Origin of the sequence: Levilactobacillus yiduensis (genome assembly GCF_024718525.1) — a bacterium.
GTDB lineage: Bacteria > Bacillota > Bacilli > Lactobacillales > Lactobacillaceae > Levilactobacillus > Levilactobacillus yiduensis.
In genome coordinates this window covers 1-25,442 of sequence record NZ_JAMXAZ010000032.1, presented here as the reverse complement: position 1 = coordinate 25,442, position 25,442 = coordinate 1, and the positions used below count along the sequence as shown (strand labels likewise).

The 25,442-nt window shown below is 50.2% G+C and carries 23 protein-coding genes; 17 read left to right on the top strand and 6 right to left on the bottom strand.

The features are described 5' to 3' along the window. Window positions 1-70: 70 nt before the first annotated feature. The gene (locus tag NGM66_RS12970; protein WP_208907793.1) at window positions 71-331 is read right to left on the bottom strand and encodes a restriction endonuclease PLD domain-containing protein; all 261 of its coding nucleotides are present in this window, start codon (window positions 329-331) and stop codon (window positions 71-73) included. Window positions 332-511: 180 nt separating this feature from the next. Between NGM66_RS12970 and NGM66_RS12965 the strand changes: the two genes are divergently transcribed. The 8 genes from NGM66_RS12965 to NGM66_RS12930 all read left to right on the top strand — a co-directional run bounded on the left by NGM66_RS12965 (window position 512) and on the right by NGM66_RS12930 (window position 10,074). Then, window positions 512-1,654, top strand: coding sequence for a DNA cytosine methyltransferase (locus NGM66_RS12965; RefSeq protein ID WP_258115778.1), 1,143 nt, complete (start codon window positions 512-514; stop codon window positions 1,652-1,654). A 648-nt stretch (window positions 1,655-2,302) separates the two neighbouring features. Further along, window positions 2,303-3,685, top strand: a complete 1,383-nt coding sequence (gene brnQ / locus NGM66_RS12960; protein ID WP_208910976.1) for a branched-chain amino acid transport system II carrier protein — start codon at window positions 2,303-2,305, stop codon at window positions 3,683-3,685. A gap of 141 nt (window positions 3,686-3,826) precedes the next feature. Then, complete coding sequence (locus NGM66_RS12955; protein WP_208907795.1) at window positions 3,827-4,147, top strand: nucleotide pyrophosphohydrolase; 321 nt, start codon at window positions 3,827-3,829, stop codon at window positions 4,145-4,147. 10 nt (window positions 4,148-4,157) lie between these two features. Continuing rightward, entirely contained in the window at window positions 4,158-5,900 is a 1,743-nt protein-coding gene (locus NGM66_RS12950) for a DUF2075 domain-containing protein (protein WP_208907796.1), read from the top strand. Between the two features lie 146 nt (window positions 5,901-6,046). Beyond that, window positions 6,047-7,363 carry a replication-associated recombination protein A gene (locus NGM66_RS12945; protein WP_208907797.1) on the top strand — a complete coding sequence of 439 codons (1,317 nt, stop codon included), beginning with the start codon at window positions 6,047-6,049 and terminating at the stop codon, window positions 7,361-7,363. A 17-nt stretch (window positions 7,364-7,380) separates the two neighbouring features. Then, the gene (arsC, locus tag NGM66_RS12940; protein WP_208907798.1) at window positions 7,381-7,809 is read left to right on the top strand and encodes an arsenate reductase (thioredoxin); all 429 of its coding nucleotides are present in this window, start codon (window positions 7,381-7,383) and stop codon (window positions 7,807-7,809) included. Continuing rightward, window positions 7,806-8,645: an aldo/keto reductase gene (locus tag NGM66_RS12935; RefSeq protein ID WP_258115776.1), complete on the top strand. Its 840-nt coding sequence runs from the start codon at window positions 7,806-7,808 to the stop codon at window positions 8,643-8,645. Before arsC ends, NGM66_RS12935 begins: the two co-directional genes overlap by 4 nt. Before the next feature lie 235 nt (window positions 8,646-8,880). Then, the gene (locus NGM66_RS12930; RefSeq protein ID WP_208907800.1) at window positions 8,881-10,074 is read left to right on the top strand and encodes an ROK family protein; all 1,194 of its coding nucleotides are present in this window, start codon (window positions 8,881-8,883) and stop codon (window positions 10,072-10,074) included. 41 nt (window positions 10,075-10,115) lie between these two features. On the opposite strand, the gene NGM66_RS12925 is transcribed toward NGM66_RS12930, so the two are convergent. Further along, window positions 10,116-12,368 carry a MucBP domain-containing protein gene (locus tag NGM66_RS12925; protein WP_208907801.1) on the bottom strand — a complete coding sequence of 751 codons (2,253 nt, stop codon included), beginning with the start codon at window positions 12,366-12,368 and terminating at the stop codon, window positions 10,116-10,118. Window positions 12,369-12,724: 356 nt separating this feature from the next. On the opposite strand from NGM66_RS12925, the gene xylA reads away from it, so the two are divergent. The 5 genes from xylA to NGM66_RS12900 all read left to right on the top strand — a co-directional run bounded on the left by xylA (window position 12,725) and on the right by NGM66_RS12900 (window position 20,197). After that, entirely contained in the window at window positions 12,725-14,074 is a 1,350-nt protein-coding gene (gene xylA, locus NGM66_RS12920; protein ID WP_208907802.1) for a xylose isomerase, read from the top strand. A 130-nt stretch (window positions 14,075-14,204) separates the two neighbouring features. Next, window positions 14,205-15,713 (top strand): xylulokinase, encoded by a 1,509-nt coding sequence (xylB, locus tag NGM66_RS12915; protein WP_208907803.1) that lies wholly within the window; start codon window positions 14,205-14,207, stop codon window positions 15,711-15,713. A 351-nt stretch (window positions 15,714-16,064) separates the two neighbouring features. After that, a complete protein-coding gene (locus tag NGM66_RS12910; RefSeq protein ID WP_258115775.1) occupies window positions 16,065-17,438 on the top strand; it encodes a sugar porter family MFS transporter in 1,374 nt (457 codons plus the stop codon). A 336-nt stretch (window positions 17,439-17,774) separates the two neighbouring features. After that, on the top strand, window positions 17,775-19,148 hold the full coding sequence (locus NGM66_RS12905; protein WP_208907805.1) for a sugar porter family MFS transporter: 1,374 nt from the start codon (window positions 17,775-17,777) through the stop codon (window positions 19,146-19,148). 269 nt (window positions 19,149-19,417) lie between these two features. Continuing rightward, complete coding sequence (locus tag NGM66_RS12900; RefSeq protein WP_125575470.1) at window positions 19,418-20,197, top strand: (S)-acetoin forming diacetyl reductase; 780 nt, start codon at window positions 19,418-19,420, stop codon at window positions 20,195-20,197. Between the two features lie 65 nt (window positions 20,198-20,262). Here the strand turns inward: NGM66_RS12900 and NGM66_RS12895 are convergent, their stop codons facing one another. Beyond that, window positions 20,263-20,865, bottom strand: coding sequence for a hypothetical protein (locus NGM66_RS12895; protein WP_208907806.1), 603 nt, complete (start codon window positions 20,863-20,865; stop codon window positions 20,263-20,265). 102 nt (window positions 20,866-20,967) lie between these two features. Continuing rightward, window positions 20,968-21,114, bottom strand: coding sequence for a hypothetical protein (locus tag NGM66_RS12890; RefSeq protein WP_258115774.1), 147 nt, complete (start codon window positions 21,112-21,114; stop codon window positions 20,968-20,970). Between the two features lie 240 nt (window positions 21,115-21,354). Here NGM66_RS12890 and NGM66_RS12885 point away from each other — a divergent pair, with 240 nt between their 5' ends. After that, on the top strand, window positions 21,355-21,729 hold the full coding sequence (locus NGM66_RS12885) for an iron chaperone (protein WP_209280010.1): 375 nt from the start codon (window positions 21,355-21,357) through the stop codon (window positions 21,727-21,729). A gap of 66 nt (window positions 21,730-21,795) precedes the next feature. Here NGM66_RS12885 and NGM66_RS12880 read toward each other — a convergent pair whose 3' ends face one another. Together NGM66_RS12880 and NGM66_RS12875 are read right to left on the bottom strand one after the other, a co-directional pair. After that, window positions 21,796-22,311 (bottom strand): universal stress protein, encoded by a 516-nt coding sequence (locus NGM66_RS12880; RefSeq protein ID WP_208907807.1) that lies wholly within the window; start codon window positions 22,309-22,311, stop codon window positions 21,796-21,798. A 20-nt stretch (window positions 22,312-22,331) separates the two neighbouring features. Continuing rightward, window positions 22,332-22,841, bottom strand: a complete 510-nt coding sequence (locus NGM66_RS12875; protein ID WP_208907808.1) for a YbhB/YbcL family Raf kinase inhibitor-like protein — start codon at window positions 22,839-22,841, stop codon at window positions 22,332-22,334. Window positions 22,842-23,036: 195 nt separating this feature from the next. On the opposite strand from NGM66_RS12875, the gene NGM66_RS12870 reads away from it, so the two are divergent. From NGM66_RS12870 to NGM66_RS12860, 3 genes are all read left to right on the top strand, one after another. Continuing rightward, the gene (locus NGM66_RS12870) at window positions 23,037-24,218 is read left to right on the top strand and encodes an ArgE/DapE family deacylase (RefSeq protein WP_208907809.1); all 1,182 of its coding nucleotides are present in this window, start codon (window positions 23,037-23,039) and stop codon (window positions 24,216-24,218) included. 168 nt (window positions 24,219-24,386) lie between these two features. Continuing rightward, a complete protein-coding gene (locus NGM66_RS12865) occupies window positions 24,387-24,845 on the top strand; it encodes a Panacea domain-containing protein (protein ID WP_258115773.1) in 459 nt (152 codons plus the stop codon). Beyond that, the gene (locus NGM66_RS12860) at window positions 24,842-25,285 is read left to right on the top strand and encodes a hypothetical protein (RefSeq protein ID WP_208907811.1); all 444 of its coding nucleotides are present in this window, start codon (window positions 24,842-24,844) and stop codon (window positions 25,283-25,285) included. Before NGM66_RS12865 ends, NGM66_RS12860 begins: the two co-directional genes overlap by 4 nt. The last annotated feature ends 157 nt before the right edge of the window (window positions 25,286-25,442 follow it).

Here is a 25,442-nt window from a genome sequence, read left to right as displayed (position 1 = left end):
AAACGTAAAATTCCCATCAAGCACTTGAATCATGTGTTTGATGGGGATTTTGGAGTTTCTGGTGAATAATTCAGGTATTTACCTCTGTTATTTTATTATAGATGCTTTCGGGAATACCTTCGACCTTGTACATCCCTATGACCAGATCGATGTGGTTGATTTTATTGGATCGAACCAATTTATCAAGTTGAATTAGTCCGGCTACTGATACATATCCAACTGCAATTTTCACTTCATCAGCTTCTTGCATAGCCGTTTCAATCTCATCGACGATTAATGTAGAATCTGAGATCGATGGGATGGGTGGCACCTTTGAATATAAGTTTCCCATATTTTTATCCCTCCAGTAATTGTTTATATCACTAGAATACAACAATTTATGGCCAAATATCTAAAAACTTTACAACTTAAGACTTGCATAAAATTACTACTAGTGTAAAATCTTCAGCATAGGCATATGCCCGAACTTAAGTTTGGTGCCTATAATTCTATCGAATCGGGGGATTAAACCATGATTTTTAAAACTGCAGAACTATTTGCCGGACCTGGTGGCGGTGCATACGCGGCTAAAACCAGCCATGTAATTGACGATAAGGGTGTTGAGTGGGGATTTCAGCATGCTTGGGCTAATGAGTTTGATCCGGATACTGTTGAGACTTATAAAGAAAATATTTTGAACAATCCCGATGCGACAACAGTTTACTGTGAAGATGTTCGCCATTTTGATTTGGATAATCAAAAGCTACTTGGAGGAATTGATGCGTTAATCTTTGGTTTTCCCTGCAATGATTTTTCAGTTGTTGGAAAACATAAGGGCCTAAATGGAACTTATGGCCCCCTGTACACTTATGGAGTAAAGGTGCTCAAGAATTATCAACCTAAATTCTTTGTTGCGGAAAATGTGGGTGGCCTTTCTTCTGCTAATGATGGTGAGGCTTTTATTCAAATATTAAAAGCCCTGGCTGAATCAGGATATACTGTAACCCCTAATTTCTATAAATTTGAAGAGTATGGGGTTCCTCAAGCTAGACATCGTATTCTTATTGTTGGTATCCGTAATGATCTGGCAAAAAAGGGAATTAAGTTTCATGTGCCAGCGCCGACGACGCCTGAACCAGAAGATTATGTGACTGCGCAACAAGCAATTACTCAACCTCCAATACCAGAAGATGCTCTAAATAATGAACGAACAAAGCATAATAAGCGAACGGTAGAGATGTTATCTTATATTCCTGAGGGTGGGAATGCGTGGTCTTTGTCTATTCCAGAAAATCTCCGATTAAATGTCAAAGGAGCAAAGCTTTCTAATATTTACAAACGTCTGGATAGGAATAAGCCTTCTTATACTGTTACGGGATCTGGTGGCGGTGGTACCCATATGTACCATTGGTCTGAAAATCGTGCATTAACAAATCGCGAGCGTGCACGCCTTCAAACTTTTCCGGACGACTTCCATTTTATTGGTGGTAAAGAATCTGTGAGGAAACAGATTGGTATGGCGATCCCACCTCGGGGAATGCGTCACATATTAATGGCTGTACTGAAAACATTTGCAGGTATACCTTATGCATCAGTTGCTCCGACGGCACGATTACAACCAGATGTTTTATTCAAAGTTTCTGGTTCCGAGGTTGCTACGTTAGTTAAATTGTAAGAGGTTATTTTAAAATAAAATTATGGTTATTATGGGAATTATAGCCATGTCAAATCTAAAAACACAGGATAACACGATTGAAAATAATCGAACCTTGTGTTTTTTATATTCTAATTTCGAAGTCTGTTTCGATGATCAGTGGGATTAGCATATCTTCTTAGGTAGAAAAGGTCAACGAGATAGCTTGCGCATGGTCAAATTTCGAAAGGATGGGTTGGAAAGATGACTTGGCAGGTGGAAAAGGGGTGGCTGGGAGTATTGAAGATGCTAAGCGACTAATCATAGGGACACAGGAAAATTAAAAAATACCCATTTACTCATTGAAATTTAATTACTCAAGGCCTATAATACATCCCAATACTTAAAAACGTTGAAGAAAGTAGTAGCGCAACGATTGGCGTCTAGGGAGTCACGTGAAGTGAAAAGTGACCGCCAACATTTCGTGAAGGTTAATTCTGAGTTCGGTAGTTGATAAGGCTACCGTGGTGGCCACCATTACTGGGCTAGCGGATGTCAGTCCGTGATGAGTGTGTTGACGTTGGTCAAGACAAAAAGGTGGTACCGTTCTACTTGTAGAGCCCTTTTCCCGTAGTGGGAGAAGGGCTCTTTTGACGTTCGTGGGTAAATTAAGATTTGGAGGAATTGATGATGGAAAATACAGGTATCGCACCAAAACATAGTTGGGGTCAATTATTGGTCGTCAGTTCCTTAATCTTCGGGATGTTTTTTGGTTCCGGAAACTTAATTTTTCCCGTTCATTTAGGCCAGATGGCGGGGGCGAACTGGTTTCTGGCGGCGCTAGGTTTTACGATTTCTGGCTCGCTTTTTCCGCTGTTGGCGATCATGGCCGTCGTGGTCACCAAGAGTGATGGCTTGTTAGACCTGGCCCGTCCGGTGGGTAAACACTACGCAGCTATCTTCTTGATCCTGGTGCACTTAACCATTGGCCCCTTCTTCGCGACGCCCCGGACGGCTGCGACCGCGTATGAAATGGCCGCGGAACCGTTTATCCCGAAAAGTTTTTCTACGGTGGGGATGCTGCTGTTTACTGGAATATTCTTTGCCGTTACCTACGTTGCCGCGACACATCAAAGTGCGCTTTTAAAAATTGTGGGCAAGTATTTAAACGTTGGCTTCTTAACGTTGCTAGCGATTGTCTTTCTAGTCGCGTTCATCAATCCCATGGGGCGTTTGTCCCAGACTCCTACGGCGACGTACCAAGCCAACGCCACGATTGGCGGGCTATTGGAAGGGTACAACACCCTGGATGCGGTGGCGTTACTGGCGTTGAGCGTTACCTTGGTCCACGCCATTCGGGGACTGGGTTATCAGGGCCGTGAGCTGACAAAATTAACGGCCAAGGCGGGCCTGATCAGCATTTCGTTGGAAGTCGTGATTTACTTTGGGCTAGTGCTATTAGGCGCCTTGAGCATGAGCCAGCTGAAGCTTTCGGCAAATGGTGGTGTGGCATTGTCCCAGATTGTGGGGCATTATTTCAGCAACGTGGGGACCGTATTGCTGGGGGCGCTGGTGACGCTGGGCGTTCTCACGACGGCAATTGGCTTGGTCTCCTCGTTTGCCCAGGACTTTCATAAGTTGTTCCCAAAGGTCAGTTACCTGGCCTGGCTACGGGTGACGACGATTCTCTCGTTCCTGGTGGCCAATGCGGGGCTGGACACGATTATTAGCTGGTCGCTGCCCGTGCTGATGTTGATGTACCCGTTGGCATTGGCCTTGATCTTACTGTCACTCACGGTGGCCAAACGGTCGTACGCCGGATTGGTATACAAGGTAACGATCGCATTTACAGTCTTACCGGCAGTTCTGGACATGCTAAATAGTGCGCCGGCAATCATCACCGGTTGGGCGCCGATTCAAACGGCACTGAGCCTATATCATCAATTGATTCCATTTGCGGGAATGGGATTGGGCTGGCTGGTCCCAACGTTGCTGGGCTTTGGCTTGAGTCTGGTATGGGGACACTTGCGCTTGATCAGTCAACGGGGGCAGTTGCCGGAGCGTGATCGGTGAAGGATTTAAGGTGAAGATTCTATGGTATGAAAGAAATTGTCTATAAAATCAAGCTCTCAGCTGGGCAAAATCAATTCTCAATCAGATCCTGCAAATGGTATAATTTGACCAACTAATCAAACTGATAGGGGGACGCGCAACATGGCTGACTTAGACTATTCGCAGGTGATTCAGGAATTACGGGACTTTCGGCATCAACGGGGCTGGGAACAGTACCATACGTTACCGGCGTTGGCTCGGGCATTGTCAGTGGAGACCGCTGAAGTTAATGAGTTATTTCTTTGGCAGGATAGCCACCAGACTTTCAGCGACCAGCAAATCGCTGACTTAAAGCTAGAGTTGGGGGATGTCCTGACCTACGCCTACTACATGTGTGACCAGCTGGGCGTCACGCCGAATGAGCTTGTCCAACAGAAACATGAAATCAACGTACAACGGCATTGGAAATTTGACCAAGACTAGGGGTGACAGCATGGCAAAGGTTGAAAGGCCGGTCGTTCAAGAGGTCGGGTTCAATGATCAGGTAAGAACTGAGATTCAAAAGAAGGTTACGGGTAGCCACGTCGAGCTGTTGCTGGAATACCCCACGGTCTACATCGTTTACGACAAGGAAAAAGCGCATAACTATCAGGTCTACGTTGGGGAAACCAACGACATTGCACATCGAACCTGGCAACATTTGGAAATTGATCCGTCGTCGCGTCAGGACTGGAAATACCTGGCAGAAAGCCCTGATCCCCGGCTGGTGGTGATTGGCCACCCGCACTTCAATAAGTCGCTGACGATGGACATTGAAAATAGCATGATGCTTTACATGTCAGGTGTACCAAGTGTTAAACGTCTGAATAATCGGCGAGAAAACCAACAAAATAAGTACTACACTGCCAACGAAAAGAATGCCATCTTCTCGGTAATTTGGCGAAAGCTGCATGAAATAGACGCCGACCTATTTCCTATCGAATCGATTGTCCGGGACTCTGCACTGTTCAAGGCCTCACCGTTTCACAGCCTGACGCGCGAACAGGACCATGCCCGTGAGAAAATCCTACGTAAGATTCAAGCGGCTTTTAAAGCAACGCAGGGGCATCAACTGATTTTGGTGGAAGGTGAAGCGGGGTCTGGCAAGACGGTCTTACTGAGTTCGCTGTTTTATCAGCTCTGGCAGCTTGGTCAGGACCAAAATTATACAGACTACCATACCGCGGAAAACTACCTATTGGTCAATCATGATGAGCAGGTCAAGGTCTACCAGAACATTGCCGAGAAGCTGGGTATCCCAGTGAGTCACGTCAGTAAGCCCACGACCTTTATCACGAATCCCGAGAACAAACGCGTTGACGTTGTTCTGGTTGATGAGGCCCATCTCTTGTGGACGCAAGGTAAGCAGTCCTATCAAGGGAAGAATCAGTGGGATGACATTCTGTCGCGAGCCAAAGTGGTCGTGGCAGTTTTTGATAAACGCCAGATTCTCAGCCGGGAAGGGTACATCTCGGCTGAACAGGTCCAATCGTTGGAAGACCGTGCGACACACCAAGGTGGACTCATCACCCTCAATCATCAGTTACGGATGAACGCCAATCAGGCGATGCAAGACTGGTTGACCACCTTCATTCAAGATGGCGTTATCGGTCCCGTTCCGGTGGACCAAAAGTATGATTTAAAAGTATTTACGGACCCCGTAGCCATGTATGACGCCATCAAAGAAAAAGCCCAGAATCAAAGCCATGGTTTGTCGCGAATGCTGGCAACCTTTGACTGGCCGTATGTGTCTAAGGGGAAGCAAACGTACTACGTCACAGCTGGAAATTTGAAATTGCCGTGGAACAAGCAATTAAAGGCGCCCAAGGGTCAGCCGCGGTGGACCAAACATTTAGCCTGGGCAGAACAAGAACAGACCCTCGGCGAAGTTGGGTCAACGTTTACGATTCAGGGTTTTGACCTGAACTATAGTGGCGTCATCATCGGGCCATCCGTTAAGTACCGCGATGGCCACGTGATCTTTGATCCTAGCGCTAGTCAAAATAGCAAGGTCACCAAGAAACGGACGGTGACGGACGCCGCTGGCCAGCAACATAAGATCTCTGTGGCCGATGAGCTTTTACCACATGAGTTGAATGTTTTGCTCACAAGGGGCGTCAATGGCCTGTACATTTATGCAGTCGATGAGGCACTGCAGGCGGCACTATTAGCGGCTCAAGCGCAACGCCAATTCTAAGCAATCCACGTGGTAGTTAATGGGGAAAATGCTATTTGACTGTCAGGGCCATTTCAGGTGCTTGTCATAGGTGTTCCCCCAAGTTTTAATGACTTTTGTATTCCCCCAAAACAAGGTATCATGGACCTAAAAGGGAAGTGTTTCACGTGGAACAAGAGTCGCTATTTGCGAATAACCAGAACACCCCGCTGGCGAGTCGGGTGCGGCCGCGGACGTTGGATCAGTTCGTCGGGCAGACCCACTTGTTGGGGACCGGCAAGATTCTACGGGAACTGATTGAAAATGACCAGGTTTCCTCAATGATCTTCTGGGGACCGCCGGGTGTGGGTAAGACCACGCTAGCCGAGATTATCGCCCGCCAGACGCAGGCCAAATTTCTCAGCTTCAGTGCGGTTGACAGTAGCATCAGCAAGATCAAGAAAATTATGCACCAAGCCGAAAGTGACCGGGAAATCGGTGAACAGACCATCGTCTTCGTTGACGAAATTCACCGCTTCAACAAGGCCCAACAGGACGCCTTTCTGCCCTACGTGGAGCGAGGGAGCATCATTCTGATTGGTGCCACCACGGAAAATCCGTCGTTTGAAGTCAACTCCGCGTTATTGTCGCGCTGCAAGGTCTTTGTGCTCAAAGCCTTAGAGACCAGCGACATCGAGCAGCTGTTGACCAACGCAATCAATAATCCAGACGGGTTCGATGTCACCGTGAACATCGGTGCCGACGAGCTGCGGGCCATCGCGGAATTTGCCAACGGTGACGCGCGTAATGCCCTGAACACGCTGGAAATGGCCGTTCTGAACGGTCAGAAGTCTGGCCAAGAAGTTACCGTGACCATGGACGACTTGAAGCAGCTGATCACGCAAAAGTTCGTGCTCTACGACAAGACCGGCGAAGAACACTACAATATTATTTCGGCGCTGCACAAATCCATGCGTAACTCCGACGTGGATGCCGCCATTTACTGGCTGTCGCGAATGCTCGAGGGTGGCGAAGACCCGTTGTACATTGCGCGGCGGCTGGTCCGGTTTGCCAGCGAAGACATTGGCTTGGCCGACACGAACGCCCTGAACGTGGCCGTCAACGTGTTTCAGGCCTGCCAATTTCTGGGGATGCCGGAATGTGACGTTCATCTGACGGAAGCCGTGGCCTACCTGTCGCTGGCACCCAAGTCCAACGCCATTTACAAGGCGCGCCTGGCCGCCAAGAAGGATGTCAAGGTGACCCGCGATGAGCCAGTTCCGCTCCAGATTCGTAATGCGCCGACTAAGTTGATGAAGAATCTGGACTACGGCAAGGGCTACCAGTACGCCCACGATACCCAGGATAAGCTGACGAACATGCAGACGATGCCGGACGATTTGCAGGGCCACGTGTACTACGAACCGACCGAGCAGGGACGCGAAGGCCGCTTCAAGGAACGACTGGCGTATATCAAACGTTGGCACCAGGAACATCGTGGCTAAATGAAGGAGTGAGTGTCATGCGGCAACAGCTTTACTTTCTATGTACGGGAAATTCCTGTCGTAGCCAAATGGCGGAGGGGTTCGCGCGTACCTTAGCCCCCAGCGACTGGACGATTGCCAGTGCAGGCGTGGAAACGCACGGACTAAACCCGCTTGCGGTCCAGGTTATGGCCGAGGTCGGCGTGGATGTTTCACAGCACACCTCGAAATTGATCGACGACACGTATCTGAACAATAGCAGCGTGGTCGTCACGCTCTGTGGCGATGCCCGGGACAAGTGCCCCATGACGCCACCCACCGTTGACCGGCGGCACTGGCCGTTACCCGACCCGGCGCAGGCCACGGGCAGTCAAGCCGAGGTGCTAGCCGCATTTCGACAGGTCCGTGATGCGGTCAAGCGCCGCGTGATACAACTGATTCATGAATTGGAGGCACAAGCCAGATGACAATTACGTTAAACAACGGCGTCACCATGCCCCAACTCGGCCTGGGCGTCTTTCAGGTCTGGGACCTTGCGGAAACGCAGGCCACCGTCGAAGCTGCCCTGCAGTTGGGGTACCGCCTGATTGACACCGCCGCGGCCTATCACAACGAGACCGCGGTCGGGGCCGCTATTCGGGCCAGCGGCGTGCCGCGCGAGGAGCTCTTCATCACCTCCAAGCTGTGGGTGCAAGACATGACGTATGACGGTGCGCGGCGTGGCTTTCAAGACTCACTCGACAAATTGGGCCTGGATTACCTCGACTTATATCTAATTCACCAGCCCATCGGCGACGTTTACGGCGCCTGGCGCGCCCTGGAAGAGCTCTACGCAGCCGGGAAAATTCGGGCGATTGGCGTGTCCAATTTCACACCAGCCTTGCTGGCGGCCTTTACTCATTTCAACCAGGTCCAGCCAGCCGTCAACCAAATTCCCATCAACGTCTTTCACCAGCAGACGGCCGCGGTCAGTTACCTACAGGCTCACCAGATCCAACCGGAGGCCTGGGGACCGTTTGCTGAGGGGCAAAACGGGTTGTTCACCAATCCCGTCTTGCAAAAGATTGGCCGCAAATATGGTAAAACGCCAGCGCAGATTGCCTTGCGTTGGCTGCTACAACGCGGCATCGTGGTGATTCCCAAGTCCACGCACGCCGACCGGCTCCAAGAAAATTTGGCAGTGAAGGATTTCGAACTGTTGCCGACCGACATGGTGGCCATCACAGCGTTGGAATTGCACCAAGCGCCGGTCCAAACGGCCGCCGACGTGGACCGCATTTTACAAATCAAAGTACATGACTGAATTCCCAAGAACCGCCGCGCCAGCACGCAGCGGTTCTTTTTTAACGGAAATTGGCCAGAAACGGTTGAAATTTGCGTTTCAGTAGGTGATACTGGAGTTGGTTGGTTCACTAAACCAGAGTAAGTAAAATGTTACCGCTTGCAAAATAGACTAATGCTAACTTGTTTAACAAAACGGTTAGTTGGTTTAGTTAAACGTCCAACCACATTGATCACATTACCGAGGAGGGGACCACATGGTTCGTCGCAGTATGAATCGTAACGAGTTGCATGACCAAAATCTAAGTCTGGTCCTGCAACAAATTTTTAATAACCATCCCACCTCGCGGATCGCGATTTCTCACCAGTTAAACTTGAACAAGTCCACGATCTCATCACTGTACAACACCCTGATGGCCGCCGGTTACTTGACAGAGTTGGGGCTGGGGGAGGCGTCGACCGCGGGTGGCCGAAAGCCAACACTGGTGGAGATCAACCGCAACTACGGGTTCACGTTAACGTTTGACTTGGGGTACCGGCATTTGCACGCACTTGCCACATTCCTGGACGGACACGTCTGGAAGTATGACCGCATTGAAACCAAGGGGCAGTCGATCCACGACATGATCGCCCAGATCAACCAGTACATTACCCAGATGAGCCGCGAAGACCAGACCAGCCACGGCCTATTGGGCATCTGCTTCTCCATTCACGGCATCGTGTTCGACAACCAAGTCCAAACATCACCGTTCATTGATATGGGCGACGTCGACTTGGAACAGGTCTTCACCACGGCCTACCAGGTGCCGGTAGTCTTGGAAAACGAAGCCAACCTGGCCGCCGTGTACGAACGTGACTTCAATGGCGCGCGGGACCTGAACAGCACCGTGACCGTCAGCATTCACCGGGGTATCGGGGCCGGCATCATCTTGCGTCGCGACCTGTTCCGCGGCGAACACGGGGACGCTGGTGAAATCGGTCAGACCGTCGTCAGCATTGCCATGGACGGGGCCGGTAATGCCCATCCCGTCCACGCCGAAGACATCAGCTCCGAAGACGCCATCATCCAGCAGATTGAAGAAAAAAAGGGACTGGCCACGCTGGACCGAGATGGCCTGGTGCAACTGTATCGGGAGCACGATGTGGACACTGTGGTGGTCTTGCGACAATTTACCACAGCCATCGGCGGCTTGATCTACAACCTAATGCGTTCGCTTGACCCGGACGCCTTTTTCCTGAACTCGCCGCTAGTCGAAGAGATCCCGGACCTGTTGACGCAGATTCGTGAGGTCTACCAGGCCTTGGCGCAAAATGACCTGCCCATCGACGTCACGCAAAATGCCCGGCTGGCCACGGTTTTGGGCGGTTGTTCGGTGATCACGCACCGTGTCTTGAATCTGACACATTATGAATTGAATTTTGAACGGCCTAGCGCCGAAACCGCTGAATAAAAAATCTGACTCGCCGTGATGGCTGAGTCAGATTTTTTGGTTTAGCGTTGTTTGCGTCGTTTCAAACCAAAGCCGACGAGCGCTCCTAGTAGCAGTGCCAGCCCAATTAATGGTGAGCGGGTCTGTTCGTTGGTTTGTGGCAAGGTCGTCTTGGCTGCGGGGGTGATCGTAGCGGGTGACGCTGTGGCGGTTACGGTGGCCTTCGCTGGATTAGGGTCGCCAGCAGATGTCGACAGGTCGGCAACGGTAGCGCCTTGGCCACCAGTGCTGACCAGGTTAGCAACGTCACCAGCTTGCGGCTTGTCTGGGGGTGTCGCTTGGTTAACTAAGTCTTCTGCTGTGGCGGCACTACCACCGCTATCAGTCGTAGTCGTTGGCTTAGTCGGCTTGGGATTATTCCCCGCCTCATCAAGCTTGTTATAAACGTAGGTGACCACGACATCAGCCGCACCCAGTGTCCCACTAGCATTGGCTGGTGTCGTCGTGAGGCTGAAGCCAGGAATATCGATGGCAGTGGTCGTATAGTGATCGCCAGCTTGCCCCGTTTGAAGGTGGTCGGCATGCAGCGACTGGCCGTTTTGGTCAACGTAGTGCGTCGTCACGGTGACAGTCGTCGTCGGTGTCACGACGGGTGGCGTAACGGGGGTGACCGGCTTGGTGGCATCCTTGGTGAAGTACAGGGAAATGGTCTGCGGGTCAGTGGTGTACGGCCCGGTCAGTTCGCCGTCCGCGTGGTCAAAGGTGTAGCCTTTAAGGTTGATGGTTTCCGCCGTCAGGTCGTAGGTGTCGCTGGTCAGCTTACCCGTGACAACTTGGTCGGCTTGAATCGATTTGCTGTCGGTGTCGAGGTATTTGACGGTGAGGTCGCCGGCTGTTTTGGGGTTGTCGTAGGGGATGAAGACGTTTGCCTGTACTTCATATCCCCCCACGATATCTTCCATTAAGTAGTATGTGACAGGATTCTGAATGATAGAAATATCTACACGATCACTTGGGACGTCGGCTGGGGAAATTTGTTTTGGAATATTAATGAAAGTGACACTGCCGTCAGGATTGGCAACGTGAGCGCCTTGTTCATTGGTTTTAATGGTTCCACCGCGAAGAAAGCGATGAGTAGCACCGGCTCCAGTCATCGGATCTTGCCAAACGTATAAGTCCTTGATGGTTTTAGTATAGTCCGTAGCAACGTCGTACTGTAAGTTTGCACTGTAGTTTTGTGGTAATTTAAAAATTTGCGGAATTGTGATTGTTGGATTCGAGGGGTCGATTGTTACCAAGTCTGTCAGAACGATATCCTGTGTTCCGAATTCCATATCTGAGTATTGCTTGTAGTCCAGAGCAGAAAAATCAGCAATGGCGTTACCGGAAATCATTAATTGTTTTAAGCTTTTAAGATCGGTTAATGCAGATATATTTGAGATTCGGTTGCTACTTAAATCAAGGTAGGTCAACTTTGTCAGCGCAGCTAGTTGTGAAATGTCAGTGATATCACCATTTAAATATTTGTGAAACTGACGGTTCATTAGGTTATAGCCAAGGTCAAGGTGAGTCAAATTAGTGGCGTATTGTAGTCCCTCTAGTGAATATGAGGAGGTACCGTCAATGAATGTAGATGTTTGTCCCCAGCCAATTTCAAGACTAGTTAGTTTTAAAAGGTCAGCCTTAGTAAGGGCTGCAACAGTTTTCTTTAACTGAGATGCCACTAGGTCTTGTAGCGCCTTATTTGGCATCCAATCATCAATCGACTCATTCACTGTCACAGCGGGTGCGGCCTCAACTACGGGTGCAGTGGCTACGGTTGGTGCGGAACGCATCAAGCCATAGCGGTTGTGGACGTTGAGAGTCTTTGCAGGCTGAGTAGGAATGTCGGTATCGGTCTTCTCACTGGTTTCATCTGACGAGGAGGACTTATCCGCCGTATCAACAAGTTCCGGGTCATTTACTTCTTCGGATTCCTTAGGCGTGATTGCGGGGTCGTCTACATCAACGTTCGAATTTGGTTCAGAATCCGGGACTGGGTCATCAGTGGCCTTTTCAGCGCTCGGCGTTTCTGCAGATGTCGGCGTGGTTTCAGCGGGTTGCGTATCTTTAAGCGCGACAGTTGTTTTGGTGGTTTCGTCCGGTTGGATCGTTGATTGTTCGGCCACCGGGTCATCGGTCGTTGGCGTGGTATCCGCTAAGGCCGTCGTGCCACCAAAAGTTAGTAGTAAGCCAGCTGTTAGCCCAGCAAAAATCCAAGATTTACCACTCTTGTACATCTTATAGTGCAGCGATTCATTGTGCCCCTTAAACATAATAGGTCCTCCTCCGGTGAATAGTACTGATTACCCATTTTTTTAATATCGGGTGATAAGCTAAATAGACAGTCCTAATTGTCCTATCGTCAACGTCTATTATAAGCGCATTTATAAGGAAAATCTAGATAATATCAAAAAAGTTAACGATCATAACTATACGTTTATACTGTATATCAATAACGATTTTTTACTAGCCAAGGCCGTTAAACAACCACCGCAATAGGTTCAGAATGCGCTCCAAAAAAATTCCCAACAAAATTCGAGAAAACGCTTGCAAAAACAGAAAAACCTTGTATACTGATATTTGTAAGTTGGTTGTCGCAACGAACTAACTAGGAGGGTATTATAAAATTATGACTGAAGAATACTGGAAAGGCGTCGACAAGATTCAATACGTCGGCCATCAAGATAAAAAATCAGGTTTAGGTTTCCAATACTACAATCCAGAAGAAGTAATTGCTGGTAAAAAAATGAAAGACTGGCTGCGGTTCTCCGTTGCCTACTGGCACACCTTTGATCAACGGTTAGTTGACCCATTCGGTGATGGGACTGCGCAACGTCCTTACGACAAGTACACCGACCCAATGGACTTAGCTTTAGCCAAGGTCGATGCCGCCTTTGAATTCTACAACAAATTAGGTGTTGATTACCTTTGCTTCCATGACCGGGACTTAGCTCCTGAAGGCGACACGTTACGTGAAACCAACGCCAACTTGGACAAGGTCGTTGACAAGATCGTTGAAAACCAAAAGACGTCTGGCATGAAGGTTCTCTGGAACACGTCAAACATGTTCACGAACCCACGCTTCGTTGAAGGTGCCGGGACTTCACCATACGCTGACATTTACGCTTACAGTGCCGCACAACTCAAGCACAGCTTGGAAGTTGGGAAGCGCGTTGGCGCCGAAAACTATGTCTTCTGGGGTGGCCGTGAAGGTTACGAATCACTCTGGAACACCAACATGAAGCAAGAACAAGAACACGCAGCTAAGCTGTTCCACATGGCGAAGGACTACGCTAACGAAATCGGCTTTGACGCCCAAATGTTACTCGAACCAAAGCCTAAGGAACCAACGACGCACCAATACGACTTTGATGCCGCAACCACGATTGCCTTCATGAAGGAATACGACTTGGACAAAGACTTCAAGTTGAACTTGGAAGGCAACCACGCCAACTTGGCTGGGCACACTTACCAACACGAAATCCGTGTCGCTCGTGAAGCCGGCGTCTTGGGCTCATTGGATGCCAACCAAGGCGACAAGTTGATTGGCTGGGATATCGACGAATACCCATCTAACTTATACGAAACGACCGCGGCAATGTACGAAGTTGTTGAAAACGGCAGCATCGGCCCTCGCGGTGGGTTGAACTTCGATGCTAAGCCTCGTCGTTCCTCATTCGCCCCAGAAGACCTCTTCTTAGGCCACATCGTTGGGATGGACAGTTTCGCTGCCGGCCTGCGGGTTGCTGCAGCAATGAAGGCTGACGGGTTCTTAGACAACCTCAAGGCTGATCGTTACAGCTCATACACGACTGGTATCGGTGCCGACATCGAAAGCGGCAAGGCTGACTTGAAGTCACTTGAAGCCTACGCAATCGACAAGCCACAATCAGAATTGGTTGCCGCAACGCACTCCGATCACTTGGAAGAAGTTAAAGACACGATTAACCATTACATCATCGAAACCCTTAGCAAGTAATCGTTTCGTGACGCGAAATAACTGACCAGCAAATGGCGGACGAACGGTGGGTTCGTCCGCCAATTTGCGTTGGTCGCACCACCGTGATTTACGGTAAACTAGAACAGAGAACATCTAGGAGGAATGACTGATGGGGAAGTACGTACTGGGCGTGGACTTGGGCACGAGTGCCGTTAAAGTGTCCGCCCTCGACCGCAGCGGGCAGATTGTCGCCCAAGAAAGTTTCGACTACGACTTGATTCAAAAGCAACCCGGCTACAATGAACAAAATCCAGAGGACTGGGTCTCCGGCACGACCGTGGCCATCGTCCGGCTGATTTTAAACGACCACTTGGCCGCCGAAGACATCGAAGGCCTGAGCTACTCCGGGCAAATGCACGGGCTGGTCTTATTGGACGCCAACAAGAAGGTCCTGCGCCCCGCCATTTTATGGAACGACACGCGCAGTACGCCGCAGCGAGAAGAGATTGAGGCCAAGCTGGGCGATGAGTTCGTTGACATTACCCGCAACCAACCGCTGGAAGGCTTCACGCTGACCAAGCTCCTGTGGGTCAAGGAAAATGAACCCGACATTTGGGCCCAAGCCAAGTACTTTGTGCTGCCCAAAGACTACGTGCGTTACCGGATGACCGGCAACCTGGCGATGGACTACTCCGATGCCACCGGGACCGTCTTGTTAGACGTGGCCAAGGGCGAGTGGAGTGAAAAAATTTGTGACGCCTTTGATATTCCGTTGTCCATGTGCCCGCCACTGATCAAGTCAGTCGACTTTGCCGGGACGGTCACGGACGCTTACGCCGAATTTTCCGGCTTGACACCCGCCACCAAGGTCTTTGGTGGGGCGGCCGACAATGCCGCGGGGGCCGTGGGGGCTGGAATCTTACAGCCCAACATGGTCCTGTCCAGTATCGGGACGTCCGGTGTGGTCTTGAAGTACGAAGACAATGCCGACGTGAATTATCACGGGGTCTTGCAGTTTGAAGACCACGCGATTCCGGACAAGTTCTACTCCATGGGGGTCACCTTGGCGGCCGGCTACTCGCTGAGCTGGTTCAAGAAGACCTTCGCCCCAATCGACGACTTCACGGAATTTGTGGCCAGTGCGGCCAAATCCACGGTCGGCGCCAACGGCCTGCTCTACACGCCTTATATCGTGGGCGAACGGGCACCGTATGCGGACGCAGACATCCGGGGGAGCTTCACCGGTATCGACGGCACCCATCAGCGCTACGACTTCGTGCGGGCCGTGTTGGAGGGCATCAGCTTCTCCTTTAGAGACCTCTTTGACATCTACGAAGAAAACGGCGCGGACTTTGATACCGTCGTTTCCATCGGGGGCGGGGCCAAGAGCCCGCTGTGGCTTCAGATTCAAGCGGATATCTTTAACCGCAAAGTGGTCAGCCTGACCAACGAGCAAGGTCCCGGCATGGGGGCGGCCATGATTGCGGCCACCGGCCTGGGCTGGTTTGACTCGCTACAAGACTGTGCCAAGACCTTCGTGCACTTTGGCAAGGCCTACGAACCGAACCCAGAAAACGTCGAAAAATATGCGAAAATGCATGCCATTTACAAGCAGGTCTACCAACAGACCAAGGGCATCAGTGCGCAGTTATTAGCTTACCGGAAGGCAGAACTGTAGCCGGCCGGTCACTGGTGATTGGCAATATTTTTGAAATACCTGAACTGACAACGGCGTCAGTTTGGGTATTTTGCGTAGGAGGGATGATGGAAAATTTGGTAAAACGATTAAGCTTTACGGCTGTAGGATCGCCGTTAGATCGGGGCCTTTCAGAAATTAGCCAAGATGGCGAAAAAGTCTTAAATTTAAAGAAAACGCTTTCAAAATGAGACGAATGGTGGTATCCTACTCTCAGGGTTGGTTTATCCGACCAACCAACAGTAACAAAACCAACTTACACATTCAGCTATACTTCCACATACATTGTCACGACTTGAATCTATGGTGTAAACCACATAAGGAGCGAGAACTATGCGTAAAGTTTCGACCGGATTTGTTTATTTCTTTGGGGCACTGGGTGGCTTACTCTTCGGTTACGATACCGGGGTCATCTCTGGCGCCATTTTGTTTATCCAAAAGCAGATGCACCTGGGTTCCTGGCAACAGGGCTGGGTCGTCAGTGCCGTGTTGCTCGGCGCAATTTTAGGGGCTGCCATCATCGGGCCTTCCTCTGACCGGTATGGCCGGCGGAAATTATTACTGTTATCTGCCATTATTTTCTTCGTCGGTGCGGTAGGGTCCGGATTGGCGCCAGAATTTTGGACGTTGATCATTTCCCGCGTCGTGCTGGGGATGGCCGTTGGGGCCGCTTCAGCCTTGATTCCCACGTATTTGGCTGAGCTCTCACCCGCTGATAAACGGGGGACGGTCTCCAGCCTGTTCCAGTTGATGGTTATGACGGGGATCTTGCTGGCCTACGTGACCAACTACGCCTGGTCGGGCTTCTACACCGGCTGGCGGTGGATGCTAGGCTTCGCGGCGATTCCCGCAGCCCTGTTATTCCTGGGTGGGTTGATCCTACCTGAAAGCCCCCGGTTCCTGGTCAAGACGGGTCACGCGGACCAAGCGCGCGATGTCTTAGACACCATGAACAAGCATGATACGACGGCCGTTGAGGCTGAATTGGCGCAGATCAAAGAACAAGCAAAAATGAAGAACGGCGGCTGGTCTGAATTATTTGGCAAGATGGTTCGGCCATCACTGATTATCGGGATTGGCCTGGCGATTTTCCAACAAGTTATGGGTTGTAACACTGTATTGTACTATGCGCCAACGATTTTCACCGACGTTGGTTTCGGCGTGAACGCGGCACTGCTGGCTCACATCGGAATCGGGGTGTTCAACGTGGCCGTGACGGCGATTGCGGTGGCCATTATGGATAAGGTCGACCGTAAGAAGATGCTGAACATTGGTGCCGTTGGGATGGGGATTTCCCTGTTCGTCATGAGCATCGGGATGAAATTCTCGGGTGGCTCACAGGCCGCAGCGATTATCTCCGTGATTGCCCTGACCATCTACATTGCCTTCTTCTCCGCAACCTGGGGTCCGGTGATGTGGGTCATGATCGGGGAAGTCTTCCCGTTGAACATTCGGGGACTGGGGAACTCTTTTGCCAGTGTGATCAACTGGTCGGCCAACATGGTGGTCTCCTTGACCTTCCCAGCATTGTTGAACTTCTTCGGGACTGGGAGCCTGTTCATCGGTTACGGTGTGCTGTGCTTCGCCTCCATCTGGTTCGTCCAAAAGAAGGTCTTCGAAACGCGGAATCGTTCACTGGAAGACATCGAAGCAACACTGCGGGCCAAGGCTGGGGAATCAGCTAGCGACCTGAGTACTGCTGAATAATAACTAAAGGTTAAAATCGCTCGCTCAGTCAATGGGTGGGCGATTTTTTTATGGTGAGGTAAATGCCGTGGCTAGCCTGACAGAGATGAAAATCTGTTTAAATGACGTAGAAAACGCTTTCAAAAGAGAGTAAAACGTGCTAAACTACTATCATGGTTGGTTGCGACAATCAACCAACTGAATCACCAACTTACACGATACACATGATAAGGCGTTTGCCGAACTACCGATACCGGATTTGCCGCGAGACAGTAAATTCCATCCCTAGCTGACAACACCGCGAAGTTTCTGCGAGTACTTAATTCAACGGCTATGGGCCGCATAAGGAGCGAGATTATGCGTAAAGTTTCTACTGGATTTGTCTATTTCTTTGGGGCACTGGGTGGTTTACTCTTTGGGTACGACACTGGGGTCATCTCTGGGGCAATCCTCTTCATTCAAAAACAAATGCACCTGGGTTCCTGGCAACAGGGCTGGGTCGTCAGTGCCGTCCTCTTAGGGGCGATTTTAGGGGCCGCCATCATCGGGCCTTCCTCTGACCGTTACGGCCGGCGTAAGCTATTACTGTTATCTGCTATTATTTTCTTTGTCGGGGCGTTGGGCTCAGCGTTCTCACCAGAGTTCTGGACGTTGATCATTTCCCGGATCATCTTGGGGATGGCCGTTGGGGCCGCCTCCGCCTTGATTCCTACGTACTTGGCCGAACTTTCACCTGCTGATAAGCGGGGGACCGTTTCTAGTCTGTTCCAACTGATGGTCATGAGCGGCATCTTGCTGGCCTACATCACCAACTACAGCTTTGCTGGAATCTACACTGGTTGGCGGTGGATGTTAGGGTTTGCGGCGATTCCCGCGGCCTTACTGTTCTTAGGTGGGTTGATCCTGCCAGAAAGTCCTCGGTTCTTAGTGAAGTCGGGGCACATGGACCAAGCGCGTGAAGTTCTGGATACGATGAACAAACACGACCAAGTGGCTGTCAACAAGGAAGTGGCTGCCATCGAGGCGTCCGCTAAGATTGTTAGTGGCGGCTGGTCTGAATTGTTTGGGAAAATGGTCCGGCCATCCCTGGTCATCGGGATTGGTTTGGCCATCTTCCAACAAGTTATGGGCTGCAACACCGTGTTGTACTACGCGCCCACGATCTTTACCGATGTTGGTTTTGGGGTGAACGCCGCTTTACTCGCCCACATTGGGATTGGTGTGTTTAACGTGATTGTAACGGCGGTGGCCGTGGCCATCATGGACAAGATCGACCGGAAGAAAATGCTCAACATTGGTGCGGTCGGCATGGGGATTTCCCTGTTTATCATGAGCTTTGGGATGAAGTTCTCCGGCGGTTCGCAGACGGCGGCAATCATCTCCGTCATTGCCTTGACGGTCTACATCGCCTTCTTCTCCGCAACTTGGGGTCCCGTGATGTGGGTCATGATCGGGGAAGTCTTCCCATTGAACATTCGGGGCTTAGGCAACTCCTTTGCCAGTGTCATCAACTGGACGGCCAACATGATCGTTTCCTTGACGTTCCCATCCTTGCTGGACTTCTTCGGAACCGGGAGCCTGTTCATTGGTTACGGCGTGCTGTGCTTCGTTTCCATCTGGTTCGTCCAAAAGAAGGTCTTCGAAACCCGGAACCGGTCATTGGAAGATATTGAAGCGACCTTACGGGAAAAAGCGGGTGCTGATGAAGCAACCTTGAGTACCACGAAATAGCGTGACCGAGTTTAATTGAGAATAGTGTATTTCTAGAAAAGGCGATCCGTTTACGGGTGGCCTTTTTAGTGAGCAAACGACACTTTTCGCAAACAGTTAACAGGGCGTAACCCTAACTGGCTGAGGTGGTTGCGCCCATCAGTGACGAATCTTGTGATAAATGAACATTTTTTCACAAAATCTGGGGTAATCGCTTTCTTTTTCATAATTTTTCCGTTATGATAAGAACGTACCTGGAAATTTACTTATTCTGAAGGAGTGAATGGCACATGGCATCAAATGGAAAAGTAGCAATGGTTACTGGCGGCGGACAAGGAATTGGTGAAGCCATTTCCAAGCGCTTAGCTAGCGATGGATTCGCAGTTGCAATTGCTGATTTGAACTTAGATAATGCCAACAAGGTTGTTTCTGCTATTGAAGCTGATGGTGGAAAGGCCATTGCAGTCAAGACGGATGTCTCTGACCGCGACAGTGTCTTTGCGGCAGTTAACGAAGCTGCAGACAAGCTCGGCGGATTTGACGTAATCGTCAACAACGCCGGCCTTGGCCCAACTACCCCAATTGACACAATCACCCAAGAACAATTCGACACAGTTTACCACGTTAACGTTGGTGGTGTTCTGTGGGGGATTCAAGCTGCTCACGCGAAATTCAAGGAACTCGGCCACGGTGGGAAGATCATTTCTGCAACTTCTCAAGCCGGTGTTGTCGGGAACCCTAACTTGGCACTCTACAGTGGGACTAAGTTTGCCATTCGGGGGGTTACGCAAGTTGCTGCCCGTGACTTAGCCGCTGAAGGTATCACGGTTAACGCCTATGCACCTGGTATCGTTAAGACGCCAATGATGTTTGACATCGCCCACAAGGTTGGTCAAAACGCTGGTAAGGACGACGAATGGGGGATGCAAACCTTTGCTAAGGACATCACCTTAGGCCGTCTGTCAGAACCAGAAGACGTGGCTAACGGGGTTGCCTTCTTAGCAGGTCCAGATTCAAATTACATCACCGGCCAAACGCTTGAAGTCGATGGCGGGATGCAATTCCACTAAACTTTTAAACAAGAATCATAGATTGATTGGTAGTCGCCGCTCAGAGATGGGTGGCGATTTTTTTGTTAATGATAAAGGCCGATTGACTGTAGGTATTTCGTGCTGATCTTACTGTACTTGAGTGTTGGTTTTTGGGCGTGAAGGTGCTCATGCGCGGCTAACGGTTTGCGGGTAAATCCCTGGGGCTTCTCGGAATACAGGGAATCTTGGATGTAGAGTTTGTGGCCTGCTAAAGCATAGCGGTTGGTGAGGTAGCCGGGCTTGCCTGATTTGTAGGCAAAGGTGCCATAGAGATTCCAACGATTGTGGGCGATCTGATTGAAGGTAGCGGTGCGGTTCTCACCGATAGTTCCCTTCATGTGGTTGGTCTTTTGTGTGCGCGTGATGAAGTACTGGCCATCTAGATGCAGGTCTTGGAAGGTCAAGAGGGCTTGCTTCATGCTTTTGTGGCCGATAACGCTGGCCTCGAGGCTTTTGGCTGTAATATGTAGGTAAACGCGGTCGATCTTTTTATGGGATTGCCCATTCGTGACCCAGTAGCCCTGTAAGGCTTGGGGGATGGCTGTCAGGCGTTTGCTGGCGTGAGTGGTTGACGTTGGTAGAACGACTAAAGTAGCTAGTAAAGCCAGCGCCAGTAAACTTGACCAAACGAGATGTTGCTTTTTCATGGGAAACCTCCTCAATGGACATACAGACGTTAATGGTAAAAATAAGGGTAAACAAAAGCGCGTAGAAGCGGAGGGTAAGGACGTTTCTGCGTGCTCTTGGCACTACTTAGATTGGAGTTCTTGGACGGCGGCAGCTAGACTGGGACTGCCAAAGCCGACCAGGAGAAGGGACAACAAAACTAGGTTATCGAGATTGGGTGTGTTGCGTTGTGACATGACGAGACCCCCTTTAGGTTTCATCTCAGTCATTGTAGCAAGCACAGGTATCAATTCCGTATGGTTTACGTATCGTTGTTGTAAAGGCCCAAAGAAAGCGGATTGGTAACCGGTCCCATCACTTATACAAACGAAATTCACCGATGATTTGTGACCCATTTTCACAAGTCTTTAGATATTCTTAAGAAACTGCTGATGATTTGCAGAGGGCTATTGATCGGCCAATTTAAGCGGCCATGGTACAATTAGGGCATCCAATCGAGGGGTGACATGATGATTACTGAATTTGAAAATTACCTGGCAAAAATTGATGATCCTGATCAACAGATTCGCGTCCGGACTGTCCTGGACTGGGTCCAAACGACCTTCCCGCAATTAGAGCAGCGCTACGCCTGGAACCAGCCGATGTTTACCGACCACGGCACCTTCATTATTGGCTTCAGCGTGGCCAAGCCGCACATGGCATTTGCGCCTGAGGGACCGGCCATGGAGAAGTTTGCTGACCAGATTGCGGCGGCAAAATACAATCCGGGCAAGAAGTTCGGTCGGATCAAATGGACCCAAGACGTGGACTATGAGCTATTGCGGCAGATCATTGCGTTCAATATTGCCGATAAAGCCGATGTGACAACGTTTTGGCGGAAATAACAAAAAACATGGTGTACTCGTAAATCATCCACGAGCAACACCATGTTTTTAATTGCACTGATTTCGTTAAAAGAACTTCGGTTGGTCCTTGTTTTCCGTGGCCACCTGACTGGCGTCAATCTGCTTGCCGCTTTCGTCGGTCCGAACCACGTAGACGTCGACGGCCGCCATCCGGCTAACGTAAGCCGTGACAGAGCCTTCAACCATGCGGGCGACTGCACTCATCCCGGTGGCCCCCAGCACGATCAAATCGTTTTGGTGGTCGCGCACGAATTCATGAGAGATAACGGTTTTGGGATTACCGAACCGCACGTGAATGGCCATATCCTTAAAGCCAGTCGCCGCCCGGGTCGTTTGGACCAGCGAGTCGAGGTATGACGTCGCATCTTGGGCCAAATCATGGATCACACCGCCGGGCATTGAGCCGCTGACGTAAAAGCCGTAATGGTTGATGCGCAAGACATTTAGTAGGTCAATGTGGGCGTCATTTTGCTGCGCCACCGTGACCGCCTTTTTTAACGCTAATTCCGCTTGGACGGAGCCGTCCACGGGGACTAGGATGTTTGCATAATTCTGTTCCATAATTAGCCTTCTTTTTTAGTTTAGACGTGACCACGCAGGGTAATCGTCGCGGTATCTAAGACGTGCCCGTTGATCTGGTGCAGCAGGTCGTTTAGCCAGAAACCGTCTGCTAAGTCGAGCTTCGTGTTCAGGGCATAGACGGTCAGACTGTAGTCGTGATCGGCATTAGGCGGAAAGGGCCCTGTGTAATTTTGAAAGACTGCGGGATCCGTGTTGCCAATCAATGAGCCGGCGTTACTGTTGCGCCCATGAACGTGGGGAATCGCATTGGTCCGGGACACGTCAGCCGTAATTTCCCGCGTGGTTCCCGGAAAGTTAGCGGCGACCCAGTGAATCCAGGGGAAACCGCTGACGGGAACGGCATCAAAGTCGATGAGGTTCAGCGCAATCGTTTGGGTCTTCTTGGGAATCTTAGATAGGCTGATGGGAAACGACTTCACAGGCTGACCACCATAGACATCGTCGCCGGTCGCGTACTTGCTGTATTCGTCGGCTAAGTAGCCGTTTTCGGTTGGCACAAAAATTCTCATAAAATCCCTCCTAATGATCAGTACTTAACATTATTATACCGCAGGCGACCCGCATTCCGCGAATATTCATTAATAATGTATAAAAATACGTATAAAATGGATATAACTTATAAAATTGCAGAAAATGGTTGCTTTTTTGGCAAACGGGCGTATGATAAGAACCATTAAGTTTGTCACGAAGAAAGGATGACGCCCATGATGCCCCAAGATAAGATTGCGATTCTCCAACACCTAATTCAGATTCAGTCGGTCAATGCCAACGAAACGGCGGTTGCTGACTACATCGCCAGTTTATTTGCCCCGTACCCCCAGGCCAAGATCGAGAAGGTTCCCTTTGCCCCCGGTCGTGATAATTTGGTCGTGACGATTGGGGAAACGTCTGGGCCAATGCTCGGCCTGTCCGGCCACATGGACGTTGTGGCTGCGGGCGACGCCAACGCTTGGCACCATGATCCGTTTGGCGGGGAAGTTGTGGGCGACCAGCTCTTCGGTCGTGGCGCTTCTGATATGAAGAGTGGCTTGGCGGCCATCGTGATTACCATGTTGGAGGCGTTGGAAGCGAAGACGCCGCTCGCCGGTAGCATTCGGTTGCTGGCTACGGTGGGCGAGGAGACCGGCGAGTATGGCGCGGCAACGTTGACTGACGCCGGCTATGCCGACCATCTGGCTGGCCTGGTGATTGCGGAACCCAGTGGTCTGAATAACGTGGTTTACACGGCGCGGGGCGTCATTGACTACAAGGTCGTGTCGACCGGGAAGGCGAGTCACAGTGCCCGTCCGGAAAACGGCATCAACGCTATTGCTAATTTGATGAAATTTTATAACGCCGTGGGGCCACTGATGGCCAAACACACGACCGTCGATCCCGTTCTGGGTGGCCTGTTGCATAACGTGGATTTAATTTCCGGTGGTGAGCAGATCAATTCGATTCCCGCCCACGCTGAGCTAATGGCGAACATGCGGACGATTCCCGCCTACCCCAATCAGGTCATCTACGACGAGTTAGCGGCTCTGATTGCCCAATTGAATCAAGAGGAGGGCGTACAGCTGGCATTGAGCTACAGCTACCCAGAAGAGGCGATTCCGGGTGATCCGCAAGCGCCGCTGGTTCAGTTGGCCAAGCAGATCAGTGATCAGGTCTGTGGCCACGATACGCAGATCGTCGGTTCCGGGGGTGCCAATGATGGAGCGGAATTCTTACGGGCTAAGGGCGATTTCACCAGCATTGAGCTGGGGCCCGGCAACGACTCCTCCCATCAAGTCGACGAGTACGTGTCCGTGAGTGAATATCTTCAGGCGATTACGGTTTACGAAGCCTTAGTGCCAGCGTTTTTTGAGCAAGTTGGGGTAGTAGAAACAGAAGTAACCAACGATTAAATTGTAAAATAGCGTGTGAACAGTTGACTAGAAAACTGTCCAGACGCTATTTGTTTTGGCATCAGAATGGCTTGATGTATGGTCACGATTGTCCAGTAGAGTTGGTGTACAGGGAGTGGGTGGGTCAGGTATACTGAAGTGACTGAGTGTTCTTAGGAGGCGATTTGCATGACTGATGTTTTTAAGATTGTTAATTGGTTTCGAGCTGTCAGTAACGCCCAGATGCGCCAGTATGGTGATGATGAATTGAGTCAAATGAAAGTGATGAAATTACTGTATTACGTTCAGGGAACCTTTCTGGCAGTTCATGGGCGTAAAGCGTTTGCTGATGATATTCTTGCCTGGCGGTATGGTCCAGTGGTGCAGGCAGTTCACGATAAATATGTGGGACGAGTCAGTATCGTTGGGCGGTTAACGGCGGCGGATCTAGCCGACTACAATGAGCTGCAACGTGATCCTGACTTGCAGCAGGTCTTGACTGCGGTTTGGACGGCATTTGGTGATATGTCTGCGATTCAGTTGATGAAAGAGACCCATCAAGAACGCCCTTGGCAAGAGACGCCGCAGAGTCAGGTGATTGCGCCGACGCTGATGACCGAATATTTTAAAACCAGTATTGTGCAATGAAAAAAGACTTACGATTAAAAAATCACTTTAAATCTGAAGCAAAAAGTGTGCGGTTGAATGCACGATCACCACATAACAAGCAACGATTAGCTTTTAACCTGTCGTTTGTCACGTCTAATCGTAAATACAATTTTTCTGGTAAGCACTTTGACAAAAGCATCAAAAATAAATTTGTTGAGAAAATGATACGCTTGTCGAATGACGATCTAGTTACTATTTTGGGCTGGTCAAAAGAAAGTGGTATTGAGAATTTACCAGACCATATCGTTAAATTAGCCGTTAACTCTGAATTTGTTGCGTCGGGTCGGGCAGCAACTTGTCTGACGGGCATGTGGATTTTTCGCTTGGCTAAAAGCGGTCGCGTGATTGGCAAAATTAAGGGCACGACCTTCTATGTGTTGGCCATTGATACGACATTTGATCTGTATCAACATGGATAGCACTTACTGGCCAATTCTTAAGTTTCTCCCGCAATCCTTACCAAATCACTAAAATTAACCATTTATCCTAGAAAAATTTTCGAGAGCGTAAAATATCTTGTGTAAATGCATAAAAGATTTCTGAATTGTATAGAAATAGGGAATGCCTTCCCTTATG

What these genes read in the sequence shown, in the direction of transcription:
- NGM66_RS12950 (WP_208907796.1), top strand. Translation starts at nt 4,158, where the DNA reads ATGGCAAAGGTTGAAAGGCCGGTCGTTCAAGAGGTCGGGTTCAATGAT.
- NGM66_RS12865 (WP_258115773.1), top strand. Translation starts at nt 24,387, where the DNA reads ATGACTGATGTTTTTAAGATTGTTAATTGGTTTCGAGCTGTCAGTAAC.
- NGM66_RS12925 (WP_208907801.1), bottom strand. Translation starts at nt 12,368, where the DNA reads ATGTTTAAGGGGCACAATGAATCGCTGCACTATAAGATGTACAAGAGT.
- arsC (WP_208907798.1), top strand. Translation starts at nt 7,381, where the DNA reads ATGCGGCAACAGCTTTACTTTCTATGTACGGGAAATTCCTGTCGTAGC.
- NGM66_RS12970 (WP_208907793.1), bottom strand. Translation starts at nt 331, where the DNA reads ATGGGAAACTTATATTCAAAGGTGCCACCCATCCCATCGATCTCAGAT.
- NGM66_RS12930 (WP_208907800.1), top strand. Translation starts at nt 8,881, where the DNA reads ATGGTTCGTCGCAGTATGAATCGTAACGAGTTGCATGACCAAAATCTA.
- NGM66_RS12885 (WP_209280010.1), top strand. Translation starts at nt 21,355, where the DNA reads ATGATTACTGAATTTGAAAATTACCTGGCAAAAATTGATGATCCTGAT.
- NGM66_RS12905 (WP_208907805.1), top strand. Translation starts at nt 17,775, where the DNA reads ATGCGTAAAGTTTCTACTGGATTTGTCTATTTCTTTGGGGCACTGGGT.
- xylB (WP_208907803.1), top strand. Translation starts at nt 14,205, where the DNA reads ATGGGGAAGTACGTACTGGGCGTGGACTTGGGCACGAGTGCCGTTAAA.
- NGM66_RS12870 (WP_208907809.1), top strand. Translation starts at nt 23,037, where the DNA reads ATGATGCCCCAAGATAAGATTGCGATTCTCCAACACCTAATTCAGATT.
- NGM66_RS12875 (WP_208907808.1), bottom strand. Translation starts at nt 22,841, where the DNA reads ATGAGAATTTTTGTGCCAACCGAAAACGGCTACTTAGCCGACGAATAC.
- NGM66_RS12890 (WP_258115774.1), bottom strand. Translation starts at nt 21,114, where the DNA reads ATGACTGAGATGAAACCTAAAGGGGGTCTCGTCATGTCACAACGCAAC.
- NGM66_RS12860 (WP_208907811.1), top strand. Translation starts at nt 24,842, where the DNA reads ATGAAAAAAGACTTACGATTAAAAAATCACTTTAAATCTGAAGCAAAA.
- NGM66_RS12895 (WP_208907806.1), bottom strand. Translation starts at nt 20,865, where the DNA reads ATGAAAAAGCAACATCTCGTTTGGTCAAGTTTACTGGCGCTGGCTTTA.
- NGM66_RS12910 (WP_258115775.1), top strand. Translation starts at nt 16,065, where the DNA reads ATGCGTAAAGTTTCGACCGGATTTGTTTATTTCTTTGGGGCACTGGGT.
- NGM66_RS12955 (WP_208907795.1), top strand. Translation starts at nt 3,827, where the DNA reads ATGGCTGACTTAGACTATTCGCAGGTGATTCAGGAATTACGGGACTTT.
- NGM66_RS12900 (WP_125575470.1), top strand. Translation starts at nt 19,418, where the DNA reads ATGGCATCAAATGGAAAAGTAGCAATGGTTACTGGCGGCGGACAAGGA.
- NGM66_RS12880 (WP_208907807.1), bottom strand. Translation starts at nt 22,311, where the DNA reads ATGGAACAGAATTATGCAAACATCCTAGTCCCCGTGGACGGCTCCGTC.
- NGM66_RS12965 (WP_258115778.1), top strand. Translation starts at nt 512, where the DNA reads ATGATTTTTAAAACTGCAGAACTATTTGCCGGACCTGGTGGCGGTGCA.
- brnQ (WP_208910976.1), top strand. Translation starts at nt 2,303, where the DNA reads ATGGAAAATACAGGTATCGCACCAAAACATAGTTGGGGTCAATTATTG.
- NGM66_RS12935 (WP_258115776.1), top strand. Translation starts at nt 7,806, where the DNA reads ATGACAATTACGTTAAACAACGGCGTCACCATGCCCCAACTCGGCCTG.
- xylA (WP_208907802.1), top strand. Translation starts at nt 12,725, where the DNA reads ATGACTGAAGAATACTGGAAAGGCGTCGACAAGATTCAATACGTCGGC.